At 68.5% G+C, this 24,105-nt stretch carries 17 protein-coding genes and 2 pseudogenes; 10 read left to right on the plus strand and 9 right to left on the minus strand.

Annotated elements, in window-relative coordinates; all coding sequences use genetic code 11:
- Positions 1-5: 5 nt before the first annotated feature.
- A complete protein-coding gene (locus OHB49_RS04490; RefSeq protein ID WP_329158089.1) occupies positions 6-1,244 on the minus strand; it encodes a DUF4032 domain-containing protein in 1,239 nt (412 codons plus the stop codon).
- 63 nt (positions 1,245-1,307) lie between these two features.
- Positions 1,308-1,731, minus strand: a pseudogene (locus OHB49_RS04495) (RNA-guided endonuclease TnpB family protein); the annotation flags it as partial.
- Between the two features lie 109 nt (positions 1,732-1,840).
- Here OHB49_RS04495 and OHB49_RS04500 point away from each other — a divergent pair.
- Positions 1,841-2,401 (plus strand): cysteine hydrolase family protein, encoded by a 561-nt coding sequence (locus OHB49_RS04500; protein WP_329158092.1) that lies wholly within the window; start codon positions 1,841-1,843, stop codon positions 2,399-2,401.
- A gap of 93 nt (positions 2,402-2,494) precedes the next feature.
- On the opposite strand, the gene OHB49_RS04505 is transcribed toward OHB49_RS04500, so the two are convergent.
- Positions 2,495-3,604: a PP2C family protein-serine/threonine phosphatase gene (locus OHB49_RS04505; protein WP_329158095.1), complete on the minus strand. Its 1,110-nt coding sequence runs from the start codon at positions 3,602-3,604 to the stop codon at positions 2,495-2,497.
- Between the two features lie 302 nt (positions 3,605-3,906).
- Between OHB49_RS04505 and OHB49_RS04510 the strand changes: the two genes are divergently transcribed.
- Positions 3,907-6,210, plus strand: a complete 2,304-nt coding sequence (locus OHB49_RS04510) for an MFS transporter (protein ID WP_329158097.1) — start codon at positions 3,907-3,909, stop codon at positions 6,208-6,210.
- Between the two features lie 251 nt (positions 6,211-6,461).
- On the opposite strand, the gene OHB49_RS04515 is transcribed toward OHB49_RS04510, so the two are convergent.
- The 3 genes from OHB49_RS04515 to OHB49_RS04525 all read right to left on the minus strand — a co-directional run bounded on the left by OHB49_RS04515 (position 6,462) and on the right by OHB49_RS04525 (position 10,002).
- Positions 6,462-7,409 carry an NAD(P)-dependent oxidoreductase gene (locus OHB49_RS04515; protein WP_329158099.1) on the minus strand — a complete coding sequence of 316 codons (948 nt, stop codon included), beginning with the start codon at positions 7,407-7,409 and terminating at the stop codon, positions 6,462-6,464.
- 145 nt (positions 7,410-7,554) lie between these two features.
- Positions 7,555-8,322, minus strand: a complete 768-nt coding sequence (locus OHB49_RS04520; RefSeq protein ID WP_329158101.1) for an SDR family NAD(P)-dependent oxidoreductase — start codon at positions 8,320-8,322, stop codon at positions 7,555-7,557.
- A gap of 525 nt (positions 8,323-8,847) precedes the next feature.
- On the minus strand, positions 8,848-10,002 hold the full coding sequence (locus tag OHB49_RS04525) for a glutathione-independent formaldehyde dehydrogenase (protein ID WP_329158103.1): 1,155 nt from the start codon (positions 10,000-10,002) through the stop codon (positions 8,848-8,850).
- Between the two features lie 548 nt (positions 10,003-10,550).
- On the opposite strand from OHB49_RS04525, the pseudogene OHB49_RS04530 reads away from it, so the two are divergent.
- Positions 10,551-10,751 (plus strand): annotated as a pseudogene (locus OHB49_RS04530) (site-specific integrase); the annotation flags it as partial.
- Positions 10,752-10,809: 58 nt separating this feature from the next.
- Here OHB49_RS04530 and OHB49_RS04535 read toward each other — a convergent pair.
- Positions 10,810-12,000, minus strand: coding sequence for an MFS transporter (locus OHB49_RS04535; protein WP_329158104.1), 1,191 nt, complete (start codon positions 11,998-12,000; stop codon positions 10,810-10,812).
- Between the two features lie 99 nt (positions 12,001-12,099).
- On the opposite strand from OHB49_RS04535, the gene OHB49_RS04540 reads away from it, so the two are divergent.
- From OHB49_RS04540 to OHB49_RS04560, 5 genes are all read left to right on the plus strand, one after another.
- Complete coding sequence (locus tag OHB49_RS04540; RefSeq protein ID WP_329158105.1) at positions 12,100-13,185, plus strand: helix-turn-helix domain-containing protein; 1,086 nt, start codon at positions 12,100-12,102, stop codon at positions 13,183-13,185.
- Between the two features lie 488 nt (positions 13,186-13,673).
- Positions 13,674-14,975 (plus strand): Dyp-type peroxidase, encoded by a 1,302-nt coding sequence (locus tag OHB49_RS04545; RefSeq protein WP_037854069.1) that lies wholly within the window; start codon positions 13,674-13,676, stop codon positions 14,973-14,975.
- A gap of 63 nt (positions 14,976-15,038) precedes the next feature.
- Positions 15,039-16,088, plus strand: coding sequence for a YVTN family beta-propeller repeat protein (locus OHB49_RS04550; RefSeq protein ID WP_329158108.1), 1,050 nt, complete (start codon positions 15,039-15,041; stop codon positions 16,086-16,088).
- A gap of 128 nt (positions 16,089-16,216) precedes the next feature.
- Entirely contained in the window at positions 16,217-17,110 is an 894-nt protein-coding gene (locus OHB49_RS04555) for an NAD(P)-dependent oxidoreductase (RefSeq protein ID WP_329158109.1), read from the plus strand.
- An 87-nt stretch (positions 17,111-17,197) separates the two neighbouring features.
- Positions 17,198-17,884, plus strand: a complete 687-nt coding sequence (locus OHB49_RS04560) for an SDR family NAD(P)-dependent oxidoreductase (protein WP_329158110.1) — start codon at positions 17,198-17,200, stop codon at positions 17,882-17,884.
- A 128-nt stretch (positions 17,885-18,012) separates the two neighbouring features.
- On the opposite strand, the gene OHB49_RS04565 is transcribed toward OHB49_RS04560, so the two are convergent.
- Positions 18,013-19,164 carry a PP2C family protein-serine/threonine phosphatase gene (locus OHB49_RS04565; RefSeq protein WP_329158112.1) on the minus strand — a complete coding sequence of 384 codons (1,152 nt, stop codon included), beginning with the start codon at positions 19,162-19,164 and terminating at the stop codon, positions 18,013-18,015.
- A gap of 557 nt (positions 19,165-19,721) precedes the next feature.
- Between OHB49_RS04565 and OHB49_RS04570 the strand changes: the two genes are divergently transcribed.
- Positions 19,722-20,060 carry a MerR family transcriptional regulator gene (locus OHB49_RS04570; protein WP_329158113.1) on the plus strand — a complete coding sequence of 113 codons (339 nt, stop codon included), beginning with the start codon at positions 19,722-19,724 and terminating at the stop codon, positions 20,058-20,060.
- A 348-nt stretch (positions 20,061-20,408) separates the two neighbouring features.
- Here the strand turns inward: OHB49_RS04570 and OHB49_RS04575 are convergent, their stop codons facing one another.
- On the minus strand, positions 20,409-21,038 hold the full coding sequence (locus tag OHB49_RS04575) for an alpha-ketoglutarate-dependent dioxygenase AlkB (RefSeq protein ID WP_329158115.1): 630 nt from the start codon (positions 21,036-21,038) through the stop codon (positions 20,409-20,411).
- 344 nt (positions 21,039-21,382) lie between these two features.
- Here OHB49_RS04575 and OHB49_RS04580 point away from each other — a divergent pair, with 344 nt between their 5' ends.
- Positions 21,383-23,956 (plus strand): ATP-dependent Clp protease ATP-binding subunit, encoded by a 2,574-nt coding sequence (locus OHB49_RS04580; RefSeq protein WP_329158117.1) that lies wholly within the window; start codon positions 21,383-21,385, stop codon positions 23,954-23,956.
- The last annotated feature ends 149 nt before the right edge of the window (positions 23,957-24,105 follow it).

Here is a 24,105-nt window from a genome sequence, read left to right on the forward strand (position 1 = left end):
GCGGATCACGGGGAATCGCTCGCCGACGGCACTTCGGTCCCGGCACGAGGAAGAACACTGGTGATGTAGTCCGCCACGGCTGCCTCCAGACCGATGTCCAGCTGTGCGCGCTCGGACATGTACCACCGGTGTTCCAACAGCTCGTGATAGAGCTCGGCCGGGTCCATGGTGCTCCGGAGTTCCTGCGGGACGGCACGTACCGTGGGCCTGAACACCTCGCGGACCCAACGGTGGGCAAGCACCTCCGCACGGGCGCCGAGCGGGTCGCCGGGCGCGTAGTCCTCCTGTGTCGCCATCCAGCTCTCAAGGTCGTTGAGGAGTCGTCGGGCCTGGTTCTCCTCGGCGTCGAGCCCGGTGAGCCGCAGCAGCTGACGTTGATGATGGCCTGCGTCGACAACCTTCGGGACGAACGTGATCGTGTCGCCGTTCGGGGAGTTGGCGATCTGCATCTCGGCGACGTCGAAGCCGAGGTCGTTGAGCCGGCGCATGCGGCGTTCGATGTAGTGATACTTGCCGGCCGGATAGACCGAAGTACGAGTCAGTTCACTCCACAGCTTCTCGTACCGCCGGCAGATCTCGGCGCCGAAAGCGATCGGATCCACCGAGGGGTGGAGCGCACCCGAGGCCTCCAGGTCCAGCATCTCCCCGCTGATGTTGACCCGGGCCAGATCGATGTCGTATTCCCGCTGCCCTGTGCTGAGTTGGTTGTGCACCTCGCCGGTCTCCGCGTCTACGAGGTAGGCGGCATAGGCGCCGGCGTCCCTCCGGAAGAGTGTGTTGGACAGAGAGCAGTCGCCCCAGGCGAACCCCGCAAGGTGCAGCCGGACCAGCAGTACGGCGAGTGCGTCCATGAGCCGGTGCACCGTACTCGGACGCATCGTCGTCTCGAACATCGAGCGGTAGGGCAGGGACCCGTTGAGATGACGAGTGATCAACACCGGCTCCAGCGGTGCCCCGTCGGTGCCGGTGCGCCCGGTAACCACCGCGAGTGGGTCCACCGCGGGTATGCCGAGCCGGGCCAGGGTGCGCAACAGCTCGTACTCGCGTACCGCCGGCCGTTCGGCGAGCTCCTTGACGGCCACCACGTCGGACCCCGCTCGTGCATAGCGCACGACGTGGCGGGAGATGCCGCGCGGCAGCGTCACCAGGTGCTTCTCCGGCCATTCTTCGAGTGGCAGGTGCCACGGCAGCTCGAGGAGGAACGCGGGGTGTTCGGGGTTGGTGGCGCTGAACCGCAGAGCCATCGGTCGCCTCGCTCGTTCTTTCGGTGACGGGACCACCAGTGTGACGTGACTTCCGCTCCCCGCCTAAAAGGCGGGGATTCCTACCACGGTCGTCCGACCGTCTCGGCGGGTTCCTGCTTCACCGCGCTGCGCCGGTACGAGTACCGGTCTTACCTGCGCTCCACAGGCTGACACCGCCAGTACGGCGGCCTTGGCGACGTTGACCGCCGCGTTGATGTCCCGGTCCAGGACGGCCCCGCGTGCCCCGCACTCCCAGACGCGGATGTGCAGGGGCTTGGGGCCGTCCTTGACGCCGCACTGCGAGCAGACCTGAGAGGTCGGCTCGAACCGGCCGATGCGTACGAAGGTGCGCCCGTACCGGGCGGCCTTGTACTCCAGCATGGGCCACGAACGCCGACCATCCGGCGTCGTGGACGGACTTGGCCAGGCGCGTACGGACGAGTCCCTTGACCGCCAGGTCCTCAACGGCAACCGCTTGGTTCTCACGGCGACCGAAGGAACAGCTGGGCCTGGGTGCGAGGATCGTTCCGGCCCGATGTCAGTGGGTGGGTCTACCGTTCGTGGACAGAGGAACCCAGCGTGAGTAAGGGGAGATCATGACCACACTCGAGAATCGACCGAACACCGCACTTCTCGTCATCGACGTGCAGAACGGCGTCGTCGAGGGGGCTCACGAGCGCGACGCGGTCGTCGCCAACGTCGGCCAGCTCATCGAGAGGGCACGGCGGGGAGGGACGTCCGTTGTCTGGGTCCAGCACTCCGACGAGCAGCTCGTGAGAGGGAGCGACGACTGGCGGATCGTCCCCGAGCTGACTCCGGGCGACGCAGAGCCGCTCGTCGAGAAGAACTACGGTGACTCCTTCGAAGACACCAACCTCGAGACCGTCCTGTCGGGCCTCGGAGCCGGGCGCCTCGTCGTCGTCGGCGCGCAGACCGATGCGTGCATTCGCTCGACGCTCCACGGCGCATTCGTCAGGGGTTACGACGTCACCCTCGTCAGCGACGCCCACACGACGGAGAACCAGACGGCGTGGGGAGCACCGCCGCCGGACCAGGTCATCGCGCACACGAACCTGTACTGGACCTACCAGGCGGCGCCGGGGCGGACTGCCGGGACGGTCGAGACCAAGAATGTCGACTTCGGCGGCGCGTCCTGAAGCGAGAGTCAGTTGGCGCTCCGGTCGGCGGTCTCGTGCTGAGGCGTCGGTGTTGTCCGACCGGGCGCACTGCCGCGGACGTGGCGAGCCGGGTCACAGGCCCACGATGACCAGGGCGGTGTCGTCGGTGGCGCCGCCGGGCGGGAGGAGGTCGGCCAGCAGGGCGTCGGCGAGGTCTTCGAGGTCGACTGCATGGTGGCGGGCCAGGGAGTCGGAGAGTCGCGCGAGGCCGGTGTCGATGTCTTCCCGCCGGCGTTCGATCAGGCCGTCGGTGTACAGCACGAGGACGGCGCCCTCGGTGAAGCGCTCGGTGGCCTGAGGCCGAGGGACATGTTCGGGTCGGGCGCCGAGTGGGGGGTCGGTGGCGCGGTCGAGGAACTCGACGGTTCCGTCGATGTGCACGAGGGCCGGTGGCGGGTGGCCGGCGCTGCTGTAGGTGATGGTGTGGGTGTCCCAGTCGATGAAGGTGCTGGCCACGGTGGTGTTCTCAGCGCCGTCGAGGGAGCGGGCGTACAGCCCGAGGACTTCCAGGGCCTGGGCAGGGCCGTCGACGGCGCGAAACGCGGCGCTGAGCGCGCTGCGCAGTTGTCCCATGACACCGGCCGCGGACAGGCCCTTGCCGACCACATCGCCGACGGCGACCGCGACACGGTCGCCGGACAGGTCGACCAGGTCGTACCAGTCGCCACACACATTCAGCGCGCCGACAGCGGGCCGGTAGCGTACCGCCGCCCCGTGGTGCCCGACCGGTCGGGGAGCCGGCAGCATCGCCTCCTGCAGGCTCAGCGCGACTTCACGGGCGCGGATGAGCTCAGTGACCTCCTCCACCCGGTGCAACAGCAGCACCACCCGCCCGTCCGGGCCGAAGACGGGCGCGTTGGTCAGGCTGAAGTACCGCTCGTCCCGTACCCCCGGCCGGTTGGGGTCCGCCATGTCGACGCGCTGCAGTCCGGTGTCGCGCTCACCGGATTCCGCCACCCGGCGCAGTGACGTCTGAAGGTTGTCCACGAGGGGCCCGGCGGGGTCGTTCGGGTCGCGGACGTCGGCAGTCAGGTAATGACCGATCACTTGCTCGCGAGTGCGGTCCCGCATGCCCAAGAACCCCTCGTTGGCGTCCACGTAGAGCAGCTGCGGGGTCAGCAGGGCCACCGCCCCGGGAAGAGCCCGGAACACTGCGGCGTAGTCGATCTGTGGTTCCGTCACGTCTTGCCCGCCTCGACGCCTTCGCTGGTACGACTTTTCACGATAGGAGCGGAACGTAGGGCACCGGTGCTTCTCCTGGCGTGGAGCCGGGCAGGTCACCCGGGCGGCCCCCGGCGGTCGGCGGCAGGGGCACTGAGGGAGCCGGGTACCGCCGCCCGGGCATGCACCGCAGCCGCCTGAACACGCTCGGTTGTACACCTACGTCCGCATGTCCACCACCGGCAGCAAGATCTGCGAAGTCGGAGGAGAGTTAGTTTGGGAAGAGGGATCCGATACTTATCTCCTCGTCCGAGGACGTGCCCATGACTGCGAGGTCCGCCGGATCGCGTGCGGCGCGGGGGCGGGCCAGAGACGCCGCTGATACCGCCGGCCCGCACTATGAGTGGGTCGTGCTGTCCAACACCACGCTGGGTGTTCTGATAGCCACGATCAACGCGTCGATCATGCTCATCGCGCTGCCGGACATCTTCCGTGGAATCGGGATCGATCCACTCCAGCCGGGGAACACGAGTCTGCTGCTGTGGTTGATCACGGGGTATTTGGTGGTCACAGCAGTACTCGTGGTCAGCTTCGGCCGGATGGGCGACATGTACGGCCGGGTTCGCATGTACAACGCGGGATTCGCGGTTTTCACCGTGTTCTCGGTGCTGTTGTCGGTGACCTGGATGCATGGCACAGCGGGCGCACTGTGGCTGATCCTGATGCGCGTGGGTCAGGGTGTCGGGGGCGCGATGCTGATGGCCAACTCCAATGCGATCATCACCGATGCGTTCCCGGCCGACAGACGCGGCCTCGCGTTGGGACTGAACCAGGTGGCGGGCATCGCCGGCTCGTTCATGGGGCTGGTGCTCGGAGGACTGCTCGCCCCGGTGGAGTGGCGCATGGTGTTCCTGCTGTCGGTGCCGATCGGGGTGTTCGGCACCTTCTGGTCGTATCGGAAACTGCACGACACCGGCATCCGGCGGCCCGCCCGGCTGGACTGGTGGGGCAATCTGACCTTCGCAGTCGGGCTGGTCTCGGTGCTGGCCGGCATCACCTACGGCATCCAGCCCTACCACGGGCACACCATGGGCTGGACCAACCCGTGGGTGCTGTCCGCCCTGATCGGCGGCGTGGTCATGCTGGTGATCTTCGGCATCGTGGAGACCAGGGTCGCCGAGCCGATGTTCCGGATGAGTTTGTTCCGCATCCGTGCGTTCACCGCCGGGAACCTCGCGAGCCTGCTGTCCGGGATGGGCCGTGGCGGGCTGATGTTCATCCTGATCATCTGGCTGCAGGGGATCTGGCTGCCCCGGCACGGCTACGGATTCACCGAGACCCCGCTATGGGCGGGCATCTACATGCTGCCGCTCACCGTCGGGTTCCTGGTGGCCGGGCCGATCTCCGGCTGGCTCTCCGACCGCTACGGGGCGCGGCCGTTCGCCACCGGCGGCATGCTCGTCGCGGCAGCCAGCTTCGTGCTGCTGGCGCTGCTGCCCGTCGACTTCCATTACGGGACGTTCGCCGCGATCCTCCTGCTCAACGGGATCGGGATGGGACTGTTCGCCTCCCCGAACCGGGCCGGGATCATGAACAGCCTGCCCGCGGACCAGCGCGGGGTCGGCGGCGGCATGAGCACCACCTTCCAGAACTCCGCGCTGGTGCTGTCCATCGGTGTGTTCTTCAGCCTGATAGTCCTCGGCCTGGCCGGCACACTGCCGCACGCCCTGTCCAGCGGCCTCGTCGCCCAAGGCGTCCCCGCCGCCGACGCGGACCGGCTGTCGGCCCTGCCACCGGTCTCGGTGGTGTTCGCCTCACTGCTGGGCTACAACCCGGTCCAGACGCTGCTCGGCCCGAATGTGCTGGATCAGCTGCCGGCGAGCCACGCGGCCTATCTGACCGGCCGTGGCTTCTTCCCCGCCCTGATCTCCGAGCCGTTCGCGAGAGGCCTGGACGCCGCGTTCATGTTCGCCATCGCCGCCTGCCTCGTAGCCGCTGTCGCCTCCTGGCTGCGCGGTGGCAAATACGTGCACACCGACAAGCCGACTACCGTCGGCACCACGGACTATTCCTGCCCGGCGCAACGGGGCCCGGAGGCGGCACACCACGGCTCCGTGTCACCGGACGGAGCGGCCGTCCCCGTCGGAACCCACGGACTCGCCCCGGGCGCCGCACACTCCGCCCCACCGACGGTCGGCCCCGACGCCGCTCGGGCCAGTCCACCCGGACTGCGCGAAGACCGGCCTCACCCCACCAGGGACTCCGCCCTCGAGGCGTACGCGCTGATCGTCACTGCACATGGCTACCGCCCGGCCACTTACTCGATGATGACCGGCGGCAACGGCCGAACCGTCGCCGCGGGCCCCGCCCCTCGGACGAACGGGCAGATCGCCGGCGTGGTCCGCGCGGCGAGCCCGGACCGCCCACTGCCCGGGGCGGGCGTACGCGCCGTCGACGCGACGGGCAGGGTCGTGGCACGCACCACCACCGACCGCGACGGAAGGTTCCGGCTGACCGGCCTGCCCCGCCGCCTGTACGCGGTTACCAGGGAGCCGGGCCCGACGACACCGCCTGACGACCATGGCTCGGCCGGCGCAACCTTGCACCTCACCCTGGACGGCATGTAGTCGTGAGCAAGCCGAAGCGAGCCCTTGAGCCCTTGAGCGGATCACCGAAATCCTGGGCATCACCGAGTGGCTCGACGGGAACGACCGGGACGCCGCCATGACCACCGTCGTACTCACCCACCCGGTCGTCCGCTTTGGCATCCGTCGACTCCGGTGACCGCGAAGCCTTCCTGGCCCTGCCCACCAGGCTCACCGACGTCGCCCCCGGAACGCCCGGCATCCGGATCCCACCGGTGGTGCCGGGCGGCAGGTCATGTCCGCGGTGAGAGACCGTCGTCCACGGGCACGTTCTGGGGGGTCAGCGTGATGCCGGAGTTCCTGGCCTGTTCGAGGATCAAGGTGGCGAAGTCCTCCTCGACGTGCCCCGCGCCGATGGCGCCCGCGACGAGCTGAGCGGTGGCCGCGGCGAGTGGCATGGGTACCTCCAGATCGCGGGCCGCGGACAAACCCAGGTCGAGGTCCTTGCGCAGCAGCGGCATGGTGAACGTCGGTGTGAAGTCCAGGTTCACCAGCGCGGGCGACTTGTAGCGGGTGTAGTCCGAGCCCAGCACGGAGTCGTTGAGAAATTCCAGGAAGGCGGCACGGCTGACACCGCCCTTTTCTGCGAGGACCGTGATCTCGGCGAGCGACTGGGTGACGACACCGAGGAAGACGTTGTGCGCGATCTTGACGAGACGGGCGACCTCGCCCTCGCCGACGTAGGTCACCCCGCGCCCGAGCTGAGCCAGCAACGGCTCGACCCGGCCGAACACCTCGCGCGAGCCGGAGACCGCGACCGTCAGCTTCCCTGCGGCGATCACCTTCGGGTTCCCACTCACCGGGGCGGCCAGGAAGTCGGTCCCACGCTTGGCGGATTCGCTACGGATCAGCGCGGACATCCGGGTTGACACCGTCGAGTTGTCGATCAGCACCCCCGGAGCGGCATCCGGCGAGGTCAGCACGCCGCCGGGGCCCGTGGTGACCGCCTCCAGGTCGGGTGAGGCGGCGACGATGGTGAAGACGACATCCCGGTCGGCCAGATCGGCCGGCCGGTCGACGAGCGTCGCTCCTCGTTCCGCCAGCGGTTCGGCCTTGGACCGGGTTCTGTTGTAGACGGCTACGTCGTGCCCCGCGTCCAGCAGCCGGGCGGCGAGTTGGAAGCCCATGCGGCCGGCACCGACCCAGCCGATCCGCGGGCGGTCCTGGGCGACATACGTCATACCTCGACCTCAATCCTGGAAGAGGGCATCCGCTTCGTCGGCACCCTCGTCCTCTCGAACGCTGTGACGACCGAAAGCCCACAGCAGGACACTGTGAAGTCCTCGACCGCCCGTCACTCCATCGCGCGACGCTGCGCCTCCTGGGTCAGAACCAGCCGCCGTCGGCCTGCACGGTCCGGCCGGTGATGAACGAGGCATCGTCCGACACCAGGAACGAGACGACCGCGGCGATTTCGGAGGGCTCGGCCATCCGACCGAGTGAGCTGGCGGTGCGGATGAGGGTATGGAAATCAGTGTCGACGTCGGGATGGACGTAGTGGGAAGCCGCGTGAGCGGACATGTCGGTGACGGTCCCCCCGGGCGCGATGGCGTTGATGGTAATGCCGCGCCGACCCAGTTCGGGGCTGAGGTTGAGCGCGATGCATTCGACTGCGGCCTTACTCGACGCATAAAGGGCGTGGTAGAAAACCGCCTTGTGGGCACTCTGCGATGACGTCAGTACGATCCTCCCTCCTTCGCCCATATGCCGTGCGGCGTTCTGTACGGCGAAGAACTGGGCTCGTGTGTTGATGGCGAAGACACGGTCGAAGTCGGCGGGGGTGACGTCGTCCAGCTTGCCGAAGTACTCAATTCCGGCGTTGCTGACCAGGATGTCGAGGCCGCCAAGAGCTTCGGCGGCCTCGTCGGCCAGCCGCCGGATCTGGTCCGGATCGCTGACGTCCGCCTTGAGCGCGACCACGCGGCGGCCGTCGGCGGCGATATCGGCGGCGAGCGCTTCGGCCGCGTCGCCGCTGCTGCGGTAGTTGATCGCGACGTCTGCCCCGTCAGCGGCGAGCCTGCGCGCCACAGCCGCGCCGATCCCTCGTGCGCCACCGGTGACCAGGGCCTTCCTGCCTGTCAGCCGTCCGCTCATCGGTCCTCTCCCGTCCACGGGATCCGGCGGTCATGCCGAATGCGGGTAACGCGGCCTACGGGTCCCGGAACTCACGGCAGCAGATGACTTCTTCACCTCGCCTACGCAGTGGAGGACTGCCGTGATCGTCCTCGTCACAGCGCGCGTCCTCGTTCACCACCGGGTCGTCTGCACCAGAATCGCCCCGGCCCGGGCACCGGCGCCACTCGAAGCAGCGTCCGGCCCGGGTGGACACCCGCCGGTCCGGCACCCGCTCGCCCCGACTCCAGCCGAAGACAGTCCGCCCGCAGGCAACGCGACATACGCCCCTCCGACGAGTCGTTCAGTCGCGCCGACAGCGTGTGCGAGCCCTCCACTCCTCACCTGTGCGACGGCGGTCCGGGCGGGTGAGTCCGGGGTCGGGGCGGCGCCGTCGGCGATGGTCATGATCGTGCCAACGACGGCCCTGGCGCCGGATCCTCAAGGGTCACGCGGGCGTCTGCCCGATGTCGGGGGCGGCCCCTGCACACGGATGGCCCGCTTCGGTCAGCTCGAGCCGTTGGGGTGGAGTACGACCTTGGTCCAGCCGTCGTCACGGGCGTCGAAGTGCTGGTAGCCGGCGGGGGCCTGGTCCAGCGGCAGCTCGTGGGAGACGATCCAGGAGGGCTTGGCCTTGCCCTGCTCTATCAGGGCGCACAGCTGTCGGTTGTATGCCTTGACGTTGGCCTGGCCGGTTCCCATCGACTGGCCCTTGAACCAGTACAGGCCGTAGTCGAAGGCGACCTCGCCGTCCTCCTTGTACAGCTTGTCCGGGCTCCCCGGATCGTGCGGCACGAAGACACCCACGACCCCGATCGTCCCGGTGAACTTCACCGAGTGCACCAAGTTGTTGAGCGTCAGGTTCGGGTGCTCGACACCCTGGGGGTCGTGCGCCTGGTAGCCCACGCACTCACACCCACGGTCGGCCCCCAGACCGTTGGTGAGCTCGTTTATCTGGTCGATCGGCGAGGCCTTGGAGTCATCGATGGGAATCGCACCGATCTGCTCTGCGAGCGCGAGCCGGTCCGGGTGACGGTCGACGACCATCACCTGCGCCGCGCTCTTGAGATTTGCCGACAGCGCCGCCATCAGACCGACCGGCCCCGCGCCATAGATGACAACGGTCTCACCCGGCTGCACGCCGGCCAGCTCCGTGCAGTGCCAGCCGGTCGGGAAGATGTCGGACAGCATCACGTAGTCGGTCTGCTTCTCCCGCGCGTCCTCCGGCAGCACCAGGCAGTTGGAGTCGCCGTACGGAACCCGCAGGAACTCCGCCTGACCGCCGCTGTAGGGGCCCATTCCCGCGAAGCCGTATGCGGCACCGGCCATCGTCGGATCCACCGGCGTGGTCAGGCAGAAGGCCGTCAGCCCGTTGTCACAGTTGCGGCAGAACCCGCAGCTGATGTTGAACGGCAAACAGACCAGGTCCCCCACCCGCACGCGGTCCACGCCGGCGCCGACCTCAATGACCTCCCCCATGTTCTCGTGGCCCAGGACACGCCCCGTCTCCATGTCCGTGCGCCCCTCATACATGTGCAGGTCCGACCCGCAAATGTTGGTGGAAGTGATCTTCACGAGCACATCCGTCGGCCGCTCGATCCTCGCGTCCGGCACGTCCTGCACGTTCACCGAACGCGGCCCGTCATACACCAGAGCCTTCATGGGGATTCCCTCCTCCTGTCCGACTGTTCCGAATGCCGAGGGAAAGAACAAATTTCACGAATGAATCAACCGAGACGGCCATGTATGCGCCGCGCGCTAACGCGCACAAAAACACCTGTGGCTACGAGTACTTGTAGGCATTGACCGACACATCCAAGCGGTTTCGAACAATGCTCACTCAAAATCGACGCGAGAAACTCAACAGGGAGCCGTACGGCTCCAGTGGCCGGCCCCAGCACCACTTCCCGTTACCTGTCCAGCCACGTCATCGGGCGCAACGGATGCGCCCCGCCGAGCACTCGGTTCAAGCCTCCCACCGGCGCACTGCATGTCAACTGGAGACTGGCGAGGAACATTTGGTCATCCCTGCCGCAGCGGCAACTGTGACGGATCTCCGGGAAATTCCGTGTCAAAGCGCTGTCGCCAACCGGCGAAAATCGAATCACTGAGGCAGGCGCCTACATGGTCAGCATTGCACTGCTCGTACGTGTCGAGGTGAGCCGGTGGCGGGAGGGGGGTGAGGCGGGATTGCAGGACCCTCCGAGCCGGGGCCTGGTGCAGGCCGGGATCTGCACGAGTAACGCCACTCCTCGCTGACCCACCTCGGCGGGCAGGGCGCGTCCCTGTTGATGCTGGTGGCGAAGTCCAGACGCAAGAAGCCGGAGAACGTCCGCCACTGCTTCAGACCGTCGCCAGAGGCGATGGCCGAGCTCACGAGCCTGCCGGCGCGCTGCGGACACAGCCGCTGAGCCGCGTTCCTTGCTTCTTGTCGGCGGCCGTTCCGTAGTGCCTCGTGATCGAGCATGCTCAGCGGGCGACGGCGGAGGCGGATAGGAGCGTCGCGGCGGCGAGGCTGCCCCAGAGGGCGGCTGCGCCGTGGGGTGCGAGAGCGGTGATGACCGCCGGGGAGACGGCGAGGCCGAAGCCCGTGGAGAGCTGGAAGCGGGCGAGGGCGCGTCCCAGGACATGTGCCGGGGCGAGGGCGGTGACGAGCGCGGTGGCGCTGCCGGCATAGATGATCTCGCCGATGGTGCAGACCACGGACACCGTGGCGACGGCCGGGGCACCCCAGCCGTGCCCCAGCGAGGTGGCCGCGAGGAAGCCGAGGTAGGACGCGGCGAGCACCACGCCGGCGAGAGCCAGTACGGTCCGGCGGGGGAAGCGGGACATCAGGACGGTGACCGGGACCTGCAGGGTGACCACCAGCACCGTGTTGGCCACGAAGATGGCTCCCGACCACACCGGGGGTGCGTGCATCTGTGTCTTCAGGACCAGAGGGAGCGCGATTTCGGGGACGTTGAGGCAGAAGACGTAGATCACGTTGGCGGCCAGCAGCGCGCGCATCCGGGGTGCGGGCCCGTCGGCCCTGTCCGTGGCCGCGGCAGCGACAGCGGCCGGATGAGCGTGCACGTGGACCGACCACGCCAACGCCGCCGCGGTGAGGTAGGCGAGCCCGGTGACGGCTGCCAGCGCCTGTAATGCGGCGGTGCCGCCCGCCATGCATGCGGTGGCGAGGAGCGCGCCCACGCCCAGGCCGGCATTGCGCAGGGCGCGGCCTCCCGCGAGAGCGGCGTCGCGTTCCCGGCCGTGGACGACCGTGGCCACGAGGGCGGCATGGGCGGCCGGCCATGCCTGGTTGCCGATGCCGAGGAAGAGTGCCGCCGTCGCGAACAGCCAGACGTTCCCCGTCGGGGTGGCCAGCAGCAGCGCCACGCCCAGCACCCGCACCAGCATCGACGCTGCCACGACCGTGCTGCGTGCGCCCCCGTCCAGCCATCGGCCCACCGCGGGCATGCACGCCAGACCCACGACGACGCCGACCGTCATGGCGATGCCGGTGGTCGGTGGGGACAGCCTCAGCACCGTCACCCCGTAGAGCAGCAGAAAGGGTCGCAGCAGGCCGGTGCCGAGCGCGTCCACGGCCAGGGCGACGGCATAGCGGGGGCCTCCGGAGGCACGGACGAGGGCGCGCGGCTGGAGCTTGGTGATGGTTGCCATGGCGTCAACGGTGCGTTCGGCCGCCGGGCCGCCCATGTCGGTTGACGGACACCGTCAATCGACGCGTTCGTCGGCCATCCGACCAGCGATGATGAGGGGATGACGTTGAGGATCGACATCGGCGGCCTGCCGTCCGGGCGACTGCGGTTCGCTGCCTCCCCGCTGGCCGAGCTGACCGCGATGCTGCATGTGCTGGCCGAACCCGCGCATCACCCGCAGCTCGCCGGCTGGGCCGGGGACGTCTGGGCTGGGCTGCGGCCGGAGCTGGTCGAGCGGCTCACGGAAGCGGAGTTCCTCTGGCGTTCCTCACGAGCCGACTTCCTGGTCCCCGCTCGCCCCCGGCCGACCCTCGCCGAGGAGTTGGACGATGTAGACCGGATCGATGATGAAACCTATGTGACCGCCGCGCTCATCACCACGTGCGGCAGCAACCGGGTCCACTTCGCCTCGCCGTCGCCGCTCGCCGACGCGACGGCGCGCGAGCGTGCCCTGGACCTGGCCCAGGCCCGCGGCGCGCGCCAAGAGGCCTTCGCGGAACGGCTGCTCGCGGACCCGGCCGTCGTGCGGACGCGGGTGCGCCACACCCTCGAGCAGTGCGCCGAGGCCTTCTTCGACGCCGCCTGGACGGGCGTCGCCGTGCAACTCGCCACCGACCTGCGCCTGAAGAACGACCTGCTGAGGCGCCAGGGCATCGGGGCCGCACTCTCATCGGTCTCCGGCGCAGTCACCCTGGCACCGGACGGCAACTGCATCACCGTGGACAAACTGCAGGACAAGGCGACCGCCGCCCACAGCAGCGGGGTCACCTTCATCCCCAGCGTCTTCGGCAGCCCGCACCTGGTGGCGGTCCACGCGCCCGGGTGGCAGCCGGTGGTGCAGTACCCCGTGGCCGAGCCGAGTCCATCACAGCCCGTATCGCTGGAAACAGTCACGCTACGGCTGGAGGCACTCGCGCATCCGGTACGGCTGCGGCTGCTGCGCACCCTGGCCCGCGGCCCGCACACCACCGGTGAGCTGGCCCACGCCTGGGAAATCTCACCCCCGGAGGTTTCCCGCCACCTCGCTGTCCTGCGCCGCGCGGGCCTGCTCACAGCTCGGCGCCACGGCCGTTACGTTCGCTACACCCTCAATTCGCCTGATCTGACATCGCTGGGGGCCGACCTGCTGGCGGCCGTACTGCGCTGAGTGGCTTCGGTCTGCCAGAAGGCGGACGACCGCCGCCGAACCGCACCACCGCTCGGTCGACCTCGCCTACGAGGGCATCGTCGGCAGCTTGAGCCGGCCGGAGCCCCCGAGCGGCCGAGCCCTGGTCGGGGAATCCTCACTGCACCGGACGAGCAGACCGTCGTCATCACCGGCACGGACGGCCGCGCCGTGCTCCGACACCCTCAACGCGCCATCAGGGCTGCTCTCGCCGCCGCGCGCTCGATGGGCCACGGCCTCAGCTCCGCGTCGGCGGTGGAGGGGTTGACCGAACGGCGTCTCTCCAGTGGCGCGAGCGCGCAGGTCCAATAAATTTCCTTTTACGAAACATTTATGTGACTGGCGGCAACCCCGACGCTGGTTGGGGTGCCACACGCGGTCGCGCGCCTTTTGGGCCGGGGCCGGCCCACGGAGTCCGATCGCGGCGGCACCGTACGACTTGCCGCCTGGATCCTTGCCTGAGGGGAACCATGGCTCACGAGACATCCGCGACCCTGGAGGAAGGGTGGAGCGGCGAAGGGTGCCCGGCGAGCGCGTTTGCCCGGCGGTCGTTTCTGCACGGCGCCGCCGCGGGCCTGGCCGGAGCGGCGGGCGCGACCGTCTTGGGCAGCAGCCCGGCGAGCGCCGACCCGACGGTCGAGATCAAGGCGGAACCGAAATCCCGCACGATTCCCTTTCATGGCCATCACCAGGCAGGCATCGCCACTCTGCCCCAACAGGACGCAATCTTCGTCTCGTTCGACGTGACCGCCTCCAGCCGTGCGAAGCTCACCGACCTTTTCCGCACGCTGACCTCGCGAGCCCGCTTCCTCACGGCGGGCGGCAGGCCACCGAAGGTGCCACGGACCGCAGCGCCGTCGGACAACGGCATCATGGGACCCACGTTCGTGGCGGATGGTCTCACCCTGACAGTCGGAGTGGGCGCGTCCCTCTTCGACAGCCGCTACGGATTGAGCAAGCGCAAGCCGGTCCAGCTCACTACGATGAAGCCCTTCCGCCACGACAGCCTGGACCCCGCACTGAGCCAGGGTGACCTGCTGATCCAGATCTGCGCCGATCACCGTGACACGACGGTGCACGCATTGCTCGACATCCTGACCCACACCAAGTCAGCAATGAAGCTGCGCTGGCGCATTGACGGCCAGCGCAATCCGGAGCGTCCCGTCGGTGTCCGGCGCGACTGGTTCGGTTTCAAGGACGGAATCTCCAACCCGACCCTCTCCGACGAGACCCAGATGAATCAGGTGGTCTGGGTCCAGCCGAAGAGCGGCGAACCGGCCTGGGCCACAGGCGGCACGTACCACGTGGTGCGTATCGTGCACTTCTTCATCGAGGCGTGGCAGAAGGTGCCCGTGGCTCAACAGGAGCGGATCTTCGGCCGCCGCAAGGCGAGTGGCGCTCCCATGTACGCCATGGACGAGAACGCCACGGATCTCCTCGACCCCATCTACACCAACGACCCGCAGGGCCTGATCACCCCGCTGAACTCTCACATCCGCCTCGCCAATCCCCAGACTCCGCAGACCGCGGCGACCAGCACGATCCTGCGTCGCAGTTACGACTACGACCGGAGCCCCAACCCGCCGGAACTCGACATGGGGCATGCATTCGTCTGCTTCCAGCGGAAGCTGAACACCTACATCACCATGCAGAACCGGCTGGAAGGCGAAGCACTGGTGCCGTACATCAGCCCAAGGGGCGGGGGTTACTTCTTCGCGCTTCCCGGTGTTCGGGACGAGAAGGACTACTACGCCCGAGGGCTCCTGGCCTGATCCTTCCCTGCCGACCGGGGCCTGGTCCCGGACCGAACCATCGCAACGCGTACAGGAGGCGAGATGTTCTCTGCCCTGCGGACCCGAGTCGGCAGCGTCCGTCGGCGACCCGGAAAGACGCTCCGACCGGTGCTCGCGGCGGCCGTCGGGGTCCTCTTGTTGCTCTCCTGTACGCCCACCGCCCCGGTACACAAGAACTCCCCTCGGCTGGCAGCGCCCACTCACGGCGGTGCCAGTGGCCACGTGTATGTCACGAACCAGCAGGACAACACGCTGTCGGTGATCGACGCCGGTACCTACAAGGTCGTCGCCACCGTGCCGGCCGGCACGGCGCCCGAAGGCCTCGCCGTCACCGAGGACGGCAGACACGTGTACATCGCCAACAGCGGCTCGGCCCGGGTCTCGGTCCTCGACACCAGGAACAACAAGATCGTCAAAACCGTGACGGTCGGGAAGAGCCCCACCGGTGTCGGGCTCAGCCCCGATGGCAAGTCCCTCTATGTCACCAACGGCAGTTCGAACACCGTCTCGGTCATCGATACGCGAACCAACCGGGTGACCGCGACCATCCCGGTCGGCAAGTCTCCGGTGAACGTGGCGTTCAGTCCTGATGGCGGTACGGCCTACGTGGCGAATTCCGGGTCCGGCAACCTGTCGGTCATCAACACCGGCACGCGCCGCGTCACCCGGAAGCTTTCCGCAGGGCACTCCCCGGTGGGCGTCGCCATCACTCCGGACGGCAAGTCGGCGTACGTCGCCGACGAGGTGGCAGCGCGCGTCCTCGTCGTCGGAACCAGTTCCGGCAAGTCGACCGCCGTGCCCGTCGGTGAGGGCCCCTTCGACACGGCCATCGGGCCCGACGGCCGCTTCGCCTACTCCGCCGTTCTCGGCCCGGGCAACGTATCCGTCATCGACATCGGCAACCACCGCGTCGCGGCAACCATCGCCCTCGGCCCTCCCGGCACCGACCCGTTCAACCTGGAGGTCACCGACGAGGCGATCTACGTCACGAACCAGGGAGCGGGCACCCTCACGGTCATCGACCCGCATTCCCACAAGGTCGTCGCGACTGTCACCCTCGGCGACAGCCCTTACGGCGTGGCGGTGAGCTGAGCCCGCGACGCACCGATCGCGGTCCCGAGCGCGCCGCACGACGAGCAGCCGGTTGGACCATCTGCGGGACAGCCCTCGGACGACGGTTCTTCGCCAGGAAGGACTCGGGTTGCCGGCGGAACATGGACATGGGGGAAAGCAGACAAGAGGTGTCTTTCATGTCTCACGCTTCCACCGTCGCTGTTCTCGGAGCAGGCGCACTCGGCGCCGCGATGGCGACGCGGCTCGGAGAAACCGGCCACGAGGTACGGCTGTGGAACCGAACGGAGGACAGGGCCCGTGCGGCGGCGGACCACGCTGCCGGGGTCACGGCGGTGAGGGCGGTGGGAGACGCGGTCTCCGGCGCGTCCGTCGTCGTCACTGTGCTCCGTGACGGCGATGCGGTCACCCAGGTCATGTCAGACGCCATCGGTCGGCTCGACAACGATGCCGTCTGGGTACAGGCGAGCACGGTAGGGCCACGGTACGCCGGCGCGCTGGCCGCACTGGCCCGTGATCACGGTGTTGCGTACCTCGACGCCCCGGTCTCGGGAAGCACCGTTCCCGCTCGGCAGGGCAAGCTTGTGTGGCTGGTCGCCGGCGCCTCGGACGTCCTTTCGCGGGCGCGTCCCCTGCTCGACGATCTCGGCTCGTCCGTGCTCCACGTCGGGACGGAGGTCGAGGGCAGCGCCGTCAAGCTCGTGGTCAACGCCTGGATGGCCGCCTCGACGGTCGCCATGAGCGACGTCCTTGCGCTGTGCGACGCTCTCGGCGTCGACCACGCGACGTTTGTCCGGGTGCTCGAAGCGGGCCCGCTCGCCATGCCGTACGAGTTGCAGAAAGTAGGCGTCATGGACGACGCCTCGTACGCGCCGGGATTTGCCGTGCAACTCGCCCTGAAGGACATCGAACTGGCGGCGGCAGCCGCCACCCCCAGCCCTCTGCTCCAGGCCGTCCGGGACCGCCTGCAAGCGACCGTCGCGGCCGGCCATGACAACGACGACCTCGCCGCCGTCGACTATCTGAGGAGGCCGCCGTCGTAGTCCGTCGGGTGCCTCCGTTCCGGTCCCGGCCTTGCTTGTACGGAATTCCTTGTCAGCCACCCGTCGACCTGAACGGAACACTCACTCGTGACCACCTCGATCATCGTCGGAGGAAGCAGCGGCCTGGGTCGCGCCGTAGCCCAACGATTCGCCGACCGCGGCGACACCGTCCTCATCACCAGCCGCACCACGGCGCGCGCCGACACGGTGGCCGGCGAGATCGGCGGCCTGACCACAGGCCTGGCCGTCGACCTGTCTCAGCCGAAGACGATCGCCGCCGCGCTCAGCGATGTGCGCGCGGTCGACAACCTGGTGATCACCGCCGCCAAACAGGGCGTCAACTCCCTCGCGGACTTCGATATCGCCGAAGCCATCGAGTCAGTGACCACCAAACTGGTCGGCTACACCGAGACCGTGCGAACCCTGCATGACCGATTCACCCCCGGTGCGTCGGTCGTGCTCTTCGGTGGCCTGGCCAAGGAACGCCCCTACCCCGGCTCCACCATGGTGACCGCCTTCAACAGCGGCATCACCGGTCTGGTGAAAACCCTGGCCGTGGAAATCGCACCCCACCGCATCAATGCGATCCATCCGGGCGTGGTGGGAGACAGCGCGAAGTGGCGCGACGCGCCCGAGCACCCCCACCTGGCGCGTACGCCTATCGGACGCCTCGTGACCACGGCGGAGGTCGTCGATGCCACCGACTTCGTCCTCCGCAACACCGGCGTCAACGCCCTGGACCTGTTCGTCGACGGCGGACTGCGCGTCACCTGACTCATCGCGAATCGGGCAGCCACACGGACCGACGCAGAGTCTGGGAACGGGCCCGCAGGCCGAGGCCCCACGCCCTTGGCGGCGCCTCGATTCGGGTCTTGACCTGCTGGGACGCCCACGGTGACGGCTCACTCCAGGTGCGGCCGGTGGAGGTGGTGGGTGGCGGTGCATTCGATGGCCAGGAGGGCGGCGTCGTCGGTGGGTTCCTGGCCGACGTGGGCGAGCAGGTCATCGTGGATGTGACGCAGCAGGGCATCGGGGCTGGTGGCGGAGAAGGAGGCGACGCGTTCGGCGAGCGGGTAGAAGGCTCCGGTCGGTGAGCGGGCTTCGATGACGCCGTCGGTGTAGAGCAGGAGGATGTCGCCGGTTTCGAAGGTGAACGGGTCGGTGCGGTGGGTTGAGGCGGGCAATGCGGCGGGCAATGTGCACATGCCCAGCGGCGGTGCGGGGCAGCGCGAGTGCAGGACCGTCACCTGGTGATCGTGCACCAACAGGGGCGGGCAATGACCGCAGTTGATCATCTGGGCCTGTGAACCGTGGTCGGGAATGTCGAGTACGAGGGCGGTGATGAAGTGCTCGCCGGGGTCGGGCTGGGTATCGACCACGTCCTCCACGTTGCGGCAGAAGCTCTCCTCGAGTGCCGCCGTGAGCTCGGGCAGCGTGGCGCACCGGTGAGCACCCTCACGGAACGCGCCCAGCACCAACGACGCCTCACCGATGGCGGCCATGCCCTTGCCGCGGACGTCACCGATGATCACCCGCGTGCCGGGATGGGCCGCGCGGGCGATCGCAAACAGGTCGCCACCGATCTGGGTCTCGTCCTCGGCGGCCAGATACAGCCAGGACACGCGCAACGGCCCGATCCGGCGGGGCGGAGGCCGCAGCAGAACTCGCTGCGCCGTCTCGGCCACCGATCGTGCCCGGCTCAGCTGACGACCGCGCCGCTCCCGTACGTAGCAGACGAAAACCACCAAGGCGGAGAGCACGGTCAGGGCGGTCATCTGCGCGATGTGGTTGGACGTGCCCAGCCCGCCATGGAGAACAGCGATGAATACCTGAGCGGCCACAGCCAGAACGCCGATTGCCGCAGTCAGCCATGGTCCGGCGAAGGAGGCGGTGAGTGCGGGCGCGATGACCAGCAGCGGCCCCAGGTGGATGTTGGCCGGAGAGTGGATGTCCACCACAGTGATCACTATGATCAGCGCGAGCGGGATCGCCACCAGTCCGCGGCCCGACGGCTGCTGCAGGAGGCGGTCCATCGATGCGCGCTGGACACCCATATACCTCATTGTGGCCCTCGTCCGAGGCGGCGCATGCTCCCGGGATGTCAGCCACGGATCAGTCCGGAGCGCGTACGCAGCCTGCCCGCTCCCTCAGCCATCGCACCCCGCCATCGCGCTTCCCGATGCGGTTTAGCCAAGAAGTCAGCAAAGCGCGGCAGGGACGAACTGCCGCGCATGCAGGACAGAAGGAGGCTGGGGCACGGCAGTGGAGTGGCGGGGCCGGAAGTATCCAGGGGTCCCCTCGCTGATTGCCGGGCCGGGCGGCCCATCGGGGCCGTCAGCGGTACGCAAACCGCAGTAGCAAGCAAGTGGATCAGAAAGACGAGAAGGAGGCAGACGCCATCAGGATCGCCCGGGCGAGGACGTAGCAGCCCGGGTACCGCAGCCCCGGAACGGAAGGTGGTCCCACGGTCACGTATCCGCGATCCCCGCACTCGCCCCCATCCCCCGGGCGCCGGTGCGGAAACGACAGGCCGGCACCGCAGTAAGCCGGCAGATGGTTGGTGCCGTACGGCACCAGGGCCCCCTGACGCGCTCCCCGATCAGAGGTGCAAATGACCGCAGAAGATCCGCTCGGCCGTCTCGACGACGACGACTACCCCGCCTACACCATGGGCTGGGCCGCCGAAATACTCGGTACGACCCCCGCCTTCCTGCGGGCCATCGGCGAAGCCCGCCTCATCACTCCGCTGCGCTCCGAAGGCGGCCACCGCCGCTACTCCCGCTATCAGCTGAAAATCGCCGCCCGCGCCCGTGAACTCGTCGACCAGGGCACCCCGGTCGAGGCGGCCTGCCGCATCATCATCCTCGAGGACCAGCTCGACGAAGCCCAGCGCATCAACGAAGAACTGCGCCGCCCCGCCACCCGGTCCCGCTCCAAGTCCGACGCCTGACCCTCCGACCATGGAGACCGGAAGCCGGCGCCCCCACTGACGTTCGCCCGGCTGCTGACGGAAGTGCCGCCCCCAGGCCGTCCCACCGCCGGCACGCAGACAGGGCTCCGACGATGACATCGCCGGAGCCCTTCAGCAGACTGCGAAACACCGTGGCCGAGCTGGAACAAGGTGTTCAGAACACCTTGACCGAACGGACCGGACCTCCCGTCAGCCCGTCTGCACGATCGCCCGAGTCACCCAGGCCCGAGTCGAGGTGACGGCGTTGCGCTACGCACTCGGTCGATCCACGTCCAAGGTCGCCTTGCACTTCGGGCTGAATGACATCGACACGAGGGCGTTTTGGGATCACTGCACCCCGTGCGGCCGGAACTGGACGCTGATGCGCCCTCCCGCGGCCCGCGCGGTCTTGGGGATGGCATGCTCCCAGGTCCGCTGGCAGGAGCCGCCCATCACGATCAGGTCGCCGTGCCCGAGCGACCGCCGGACGACATCACCGCCGCGGCACGGGCGCAGCAGCAGGTCGCGGGGCGCTCCTACGGAGAGGATGGCGACCATCGTGTCCTCGCGGGCCCCCCTGCCGATGCGGTCACCGTGCCAGGCCACGCTGTCGCGTCCGTCGCGGTAGTGGCACAGGCCGGCTGTCGTGAAGGGTTCGCCGAGCTCGGCGGCGTAGTGCGTGGAGAGCGCCTGTCGCGCCTCGTCGAGGACGGGGTGCGGCAGGGGTTCGCCGGCGCGGTAGAAGGCGAGCAGACGCGGGACGTCCACGACCCGCTCGTACATCTGCCGTCGCTCGGCCTTCCAGGGAACATCCGTGGCCAACTGCTCGAACAGGGCGTCGGCGCCACTCAGCCAACCCGCGTGGAGGTCGATCCAGGCTCCGTCACCGAGCTCGGTCCTGCGGAGCCCGTCCAGTGGACGTAGGCGCACGTCGTCGCTCTGATCGAACAGGGATCCCTGGAGCTGGTGCGATGCCATGTCTGCAGCATACCTCGCATTCGAACATGTGCGCTATTAGGAAATGTGGCGTGCTTCCGGGCGGATGCACGGCGGTACGGGCCTGGACACCCCGAGGAGCCCTCCCCTCGGACGCCGACCATCCCATGCACCGGGCACAGCAGATCGAGACGCGGCAGGCACCCCTGCAGCCCCTGCCCCTCGGTTCCACAGACCGACATATAGCTCCCATATCGTCTAAATTGGGGCAAGTGGGGTTACGGCCATCTGAGGTGACGCCGGACCTGCGGGACCGCGTCCAACACGGCTTCACGTGCACCGAGACAGCGTGGCCCGGTCGGGCCGGGCCACGGGGACGGATACTCATGACCGACGGACAGAAGGGCCCCGAGGACCACGGTCCGGACCCCCTCGGAGACTTCCTCTCGCACTTTCTCGGCAGCGGACAGGGTGGCGAGCCGCCCGACCCGCGGCGCATCGACTTCAGCAAGTTGTTGAGCGGCCCCGCACGGCAGCTCGTCACCGTCGCCGCGTCCTATGCCGCCCAGCACGGAAGCACCGACCTCGACACGGAGCACCTCTTGCGGGCCGCGCTTTCCACCGAGCCGACACGGCGCATGGTCTCGCGGGCGGGCGCCGATCCCGACGCAATCGCCGCCGAGATCGACCGGCAGGCCGGGGACGGACCGCCACGCAGCTTCATCGCCGTCACGCCGGCGGTCAAGCGCGCTCTCCTCGACGCCCATGAGATCGCGCGCTCCACCGGCGCCTCCTATATCGGCCCGGAACACGTACTGGTGGCACTCGCCGCCAACCGCGACTCCGCAGCGGGCCAGATGCTCAACGCCGCGCACTTCTCGCCACCCGCCGGCGCCCGGGACGGCCTCGCACCCCTACCCGGTAGCACCGGCCAACGTCACGGCCCGGCCGAGCGGAACACCCCCAACCTGGACAAGTTCGGCCGCGACCTCACCGACCTGGCCCGGGAGGGCCGCATAGACCCGGTCATCGGCCGTGACGAGGAGATCGAGCAGACCATCGAGGTCCTCGCCCGCCGGAGCAAGAACAATCCCGTCATGATCGGCGAGGCCGGAGTGGGCAAGACCGCCATCGTCGAGGGACTGGCCCAGCGCATCGCGGACGGCGACGTGCCGGACATCCTGCTGGGTCGGCGTGTCGTCCAGCTCGACCTCTCAGGAGTCGTCGCCGGTACCCGTTTCCGTGGGGACTTCGAGGAACGGCTCACCGGTCTCATCGAAGAAATCCGCGCCCACTCGGGCGAGCTGATCATCTTCATCGACGAACTGCATACCGTCGTCGGGGCGGGCGGCGGCTCCGAGGGCGGCCCGATGGACGCGAGCAATATGCTCAAGCCCGCTCTGGCCCGCGGCGAACTCCATGTCGTGGGAGCCAGCACGCTGGAGGAGTACCGCCGCTACATCGAGAAGGACGCCGCGCTCGCCCGCCGGTTCCAGCCGGTTCTGATCCCCGAGCCCAGCCCGGCGGACGCCGTCGAGATCCTGCGGGGTCTCCAGGACCGCTACGAAGCCCATCACCAGGTCCGGTACACCGACGAGGCTCTGCTCGCCGCCGTCGAGCTGTCCGACCGCTACCTCACCGACCGCTACCTGCCCGACAAGGCGATCGACCTCATGGACCAGGCCGGCGCACGGGTCCGGCTGCGCTCCTCCACCCGCGGCACCAACATCCGCGCCCTGGAAAGCGAAGTGGAGCAACTCACACGGGACAAGGACCAGGCCGTCGCAGCCGAGCAGTACGAGCGCGCGTCCGAGCTGCGCGACCGACTCTCCGACCTCGAGCAGCGGATCGCCGAGGGAAACCACGAACAGCAACCCCGCAGTCACGTCGCCGAGGTCACCGTCGAAGACATCGCCGACATCGTGTCCCGCCAGACCGGAATTCCCGTCAGCAGCCTTACCCAGGAGGAGCGGGAACGACTGCTGGGACTGGAAGAGCATCTGCACAAGCGCGTCATCGGCCAGGACGAAGCGGTGACCGCCGTCTCCGACGCCGTCCTGCGCTCGCGGGCCGGTCTGGCCGACCCCAGCCGCCCGATCGGGAGCTTCCTCTTCCTCGGCCCCACCGGCGTCGGCAAGACCGAACTCGCCCGCGCGCTTGCGGAGGCGCTCTTCGGGAGCGAGGACCGGATGATCCGTCTCGACATGAGCGAGTACCAGGAACGGCACACCGTCAGCCGCCTGGTCGGCGCTCCCCCCGGCTACGTCGGCTTCGAGGAGGCCGGACAGTTCACCGAAGCGGTGCGAAGGAACCCCTACTCGCTGCTGCTCCTGGACGAGATCGAGAAGGCGCACCCCGACGTCTTCAACATCCTGCTGCAGGTACTCGACGACGGGCGGCTCACCGACTCCCAGGGCCGCACGATCGATTTCAAGAACACCGTCATCGTCATGACCAGCAACCTCGGTTCGCAGGCCATCACCGGTCGCGGCGGCGCGATGGGCTTCGGCGCCGGCGACACGGACGCCGACGAGCAGGCCCGCCGCGAGCGGGTGCTGCGCCCTCTGCGCGAACACTTCCGGCCGGAGTTCCTCAACCGCATCGACGAGATCGTGATCTTCCGTCAACTCGCCGACCAGCAGCTACGTCAGATCACCAACATGCTGCTGGACGACTCCAGGCGCCGGCTCCGCGCCCAGGATGTCACCGTCGATGTCACCCTGGCTGCTGTCGAATGGCTCGCCCAACGCGGATACCAACCCGAATACGGCGCCCGCCCGTTGCGCCGTACGATCCAGCGCGAGGTCGACAACCGGCTCTCCCGCATGCTGCTCGACGGCAGCCTGCAGCCCCACAGCCGCCTCCGGATCGACGTCGCCGACGGCGAGTTGACCGTCCACAGAGAGGGAGAGTCGGAGCACCCGGCAAGCTGGCCCCCGAGCAGCGGACCGGACAGCTGACCCTGCCCGCCACTTCACGGCACCTGAGCCGTCGGTACGAGCTGCCCCGCTCTCGACGATCGCAACAGCGTCCGGCGATGCAGCCAGTCGCAGCGTCCGTGCTGAGACCGTACGCGCCTGACGTTGCGGCGGGCCGGCGTCGCGACGAA

This window comes from Streptomyces sp. NBC_01717, assembly GCF_036248255.1.
Lineage (GTDB): Bacteria > Actinomycetota > Actinomycetes > Streptomycetales > Streptomycetaceae > Streptomyces.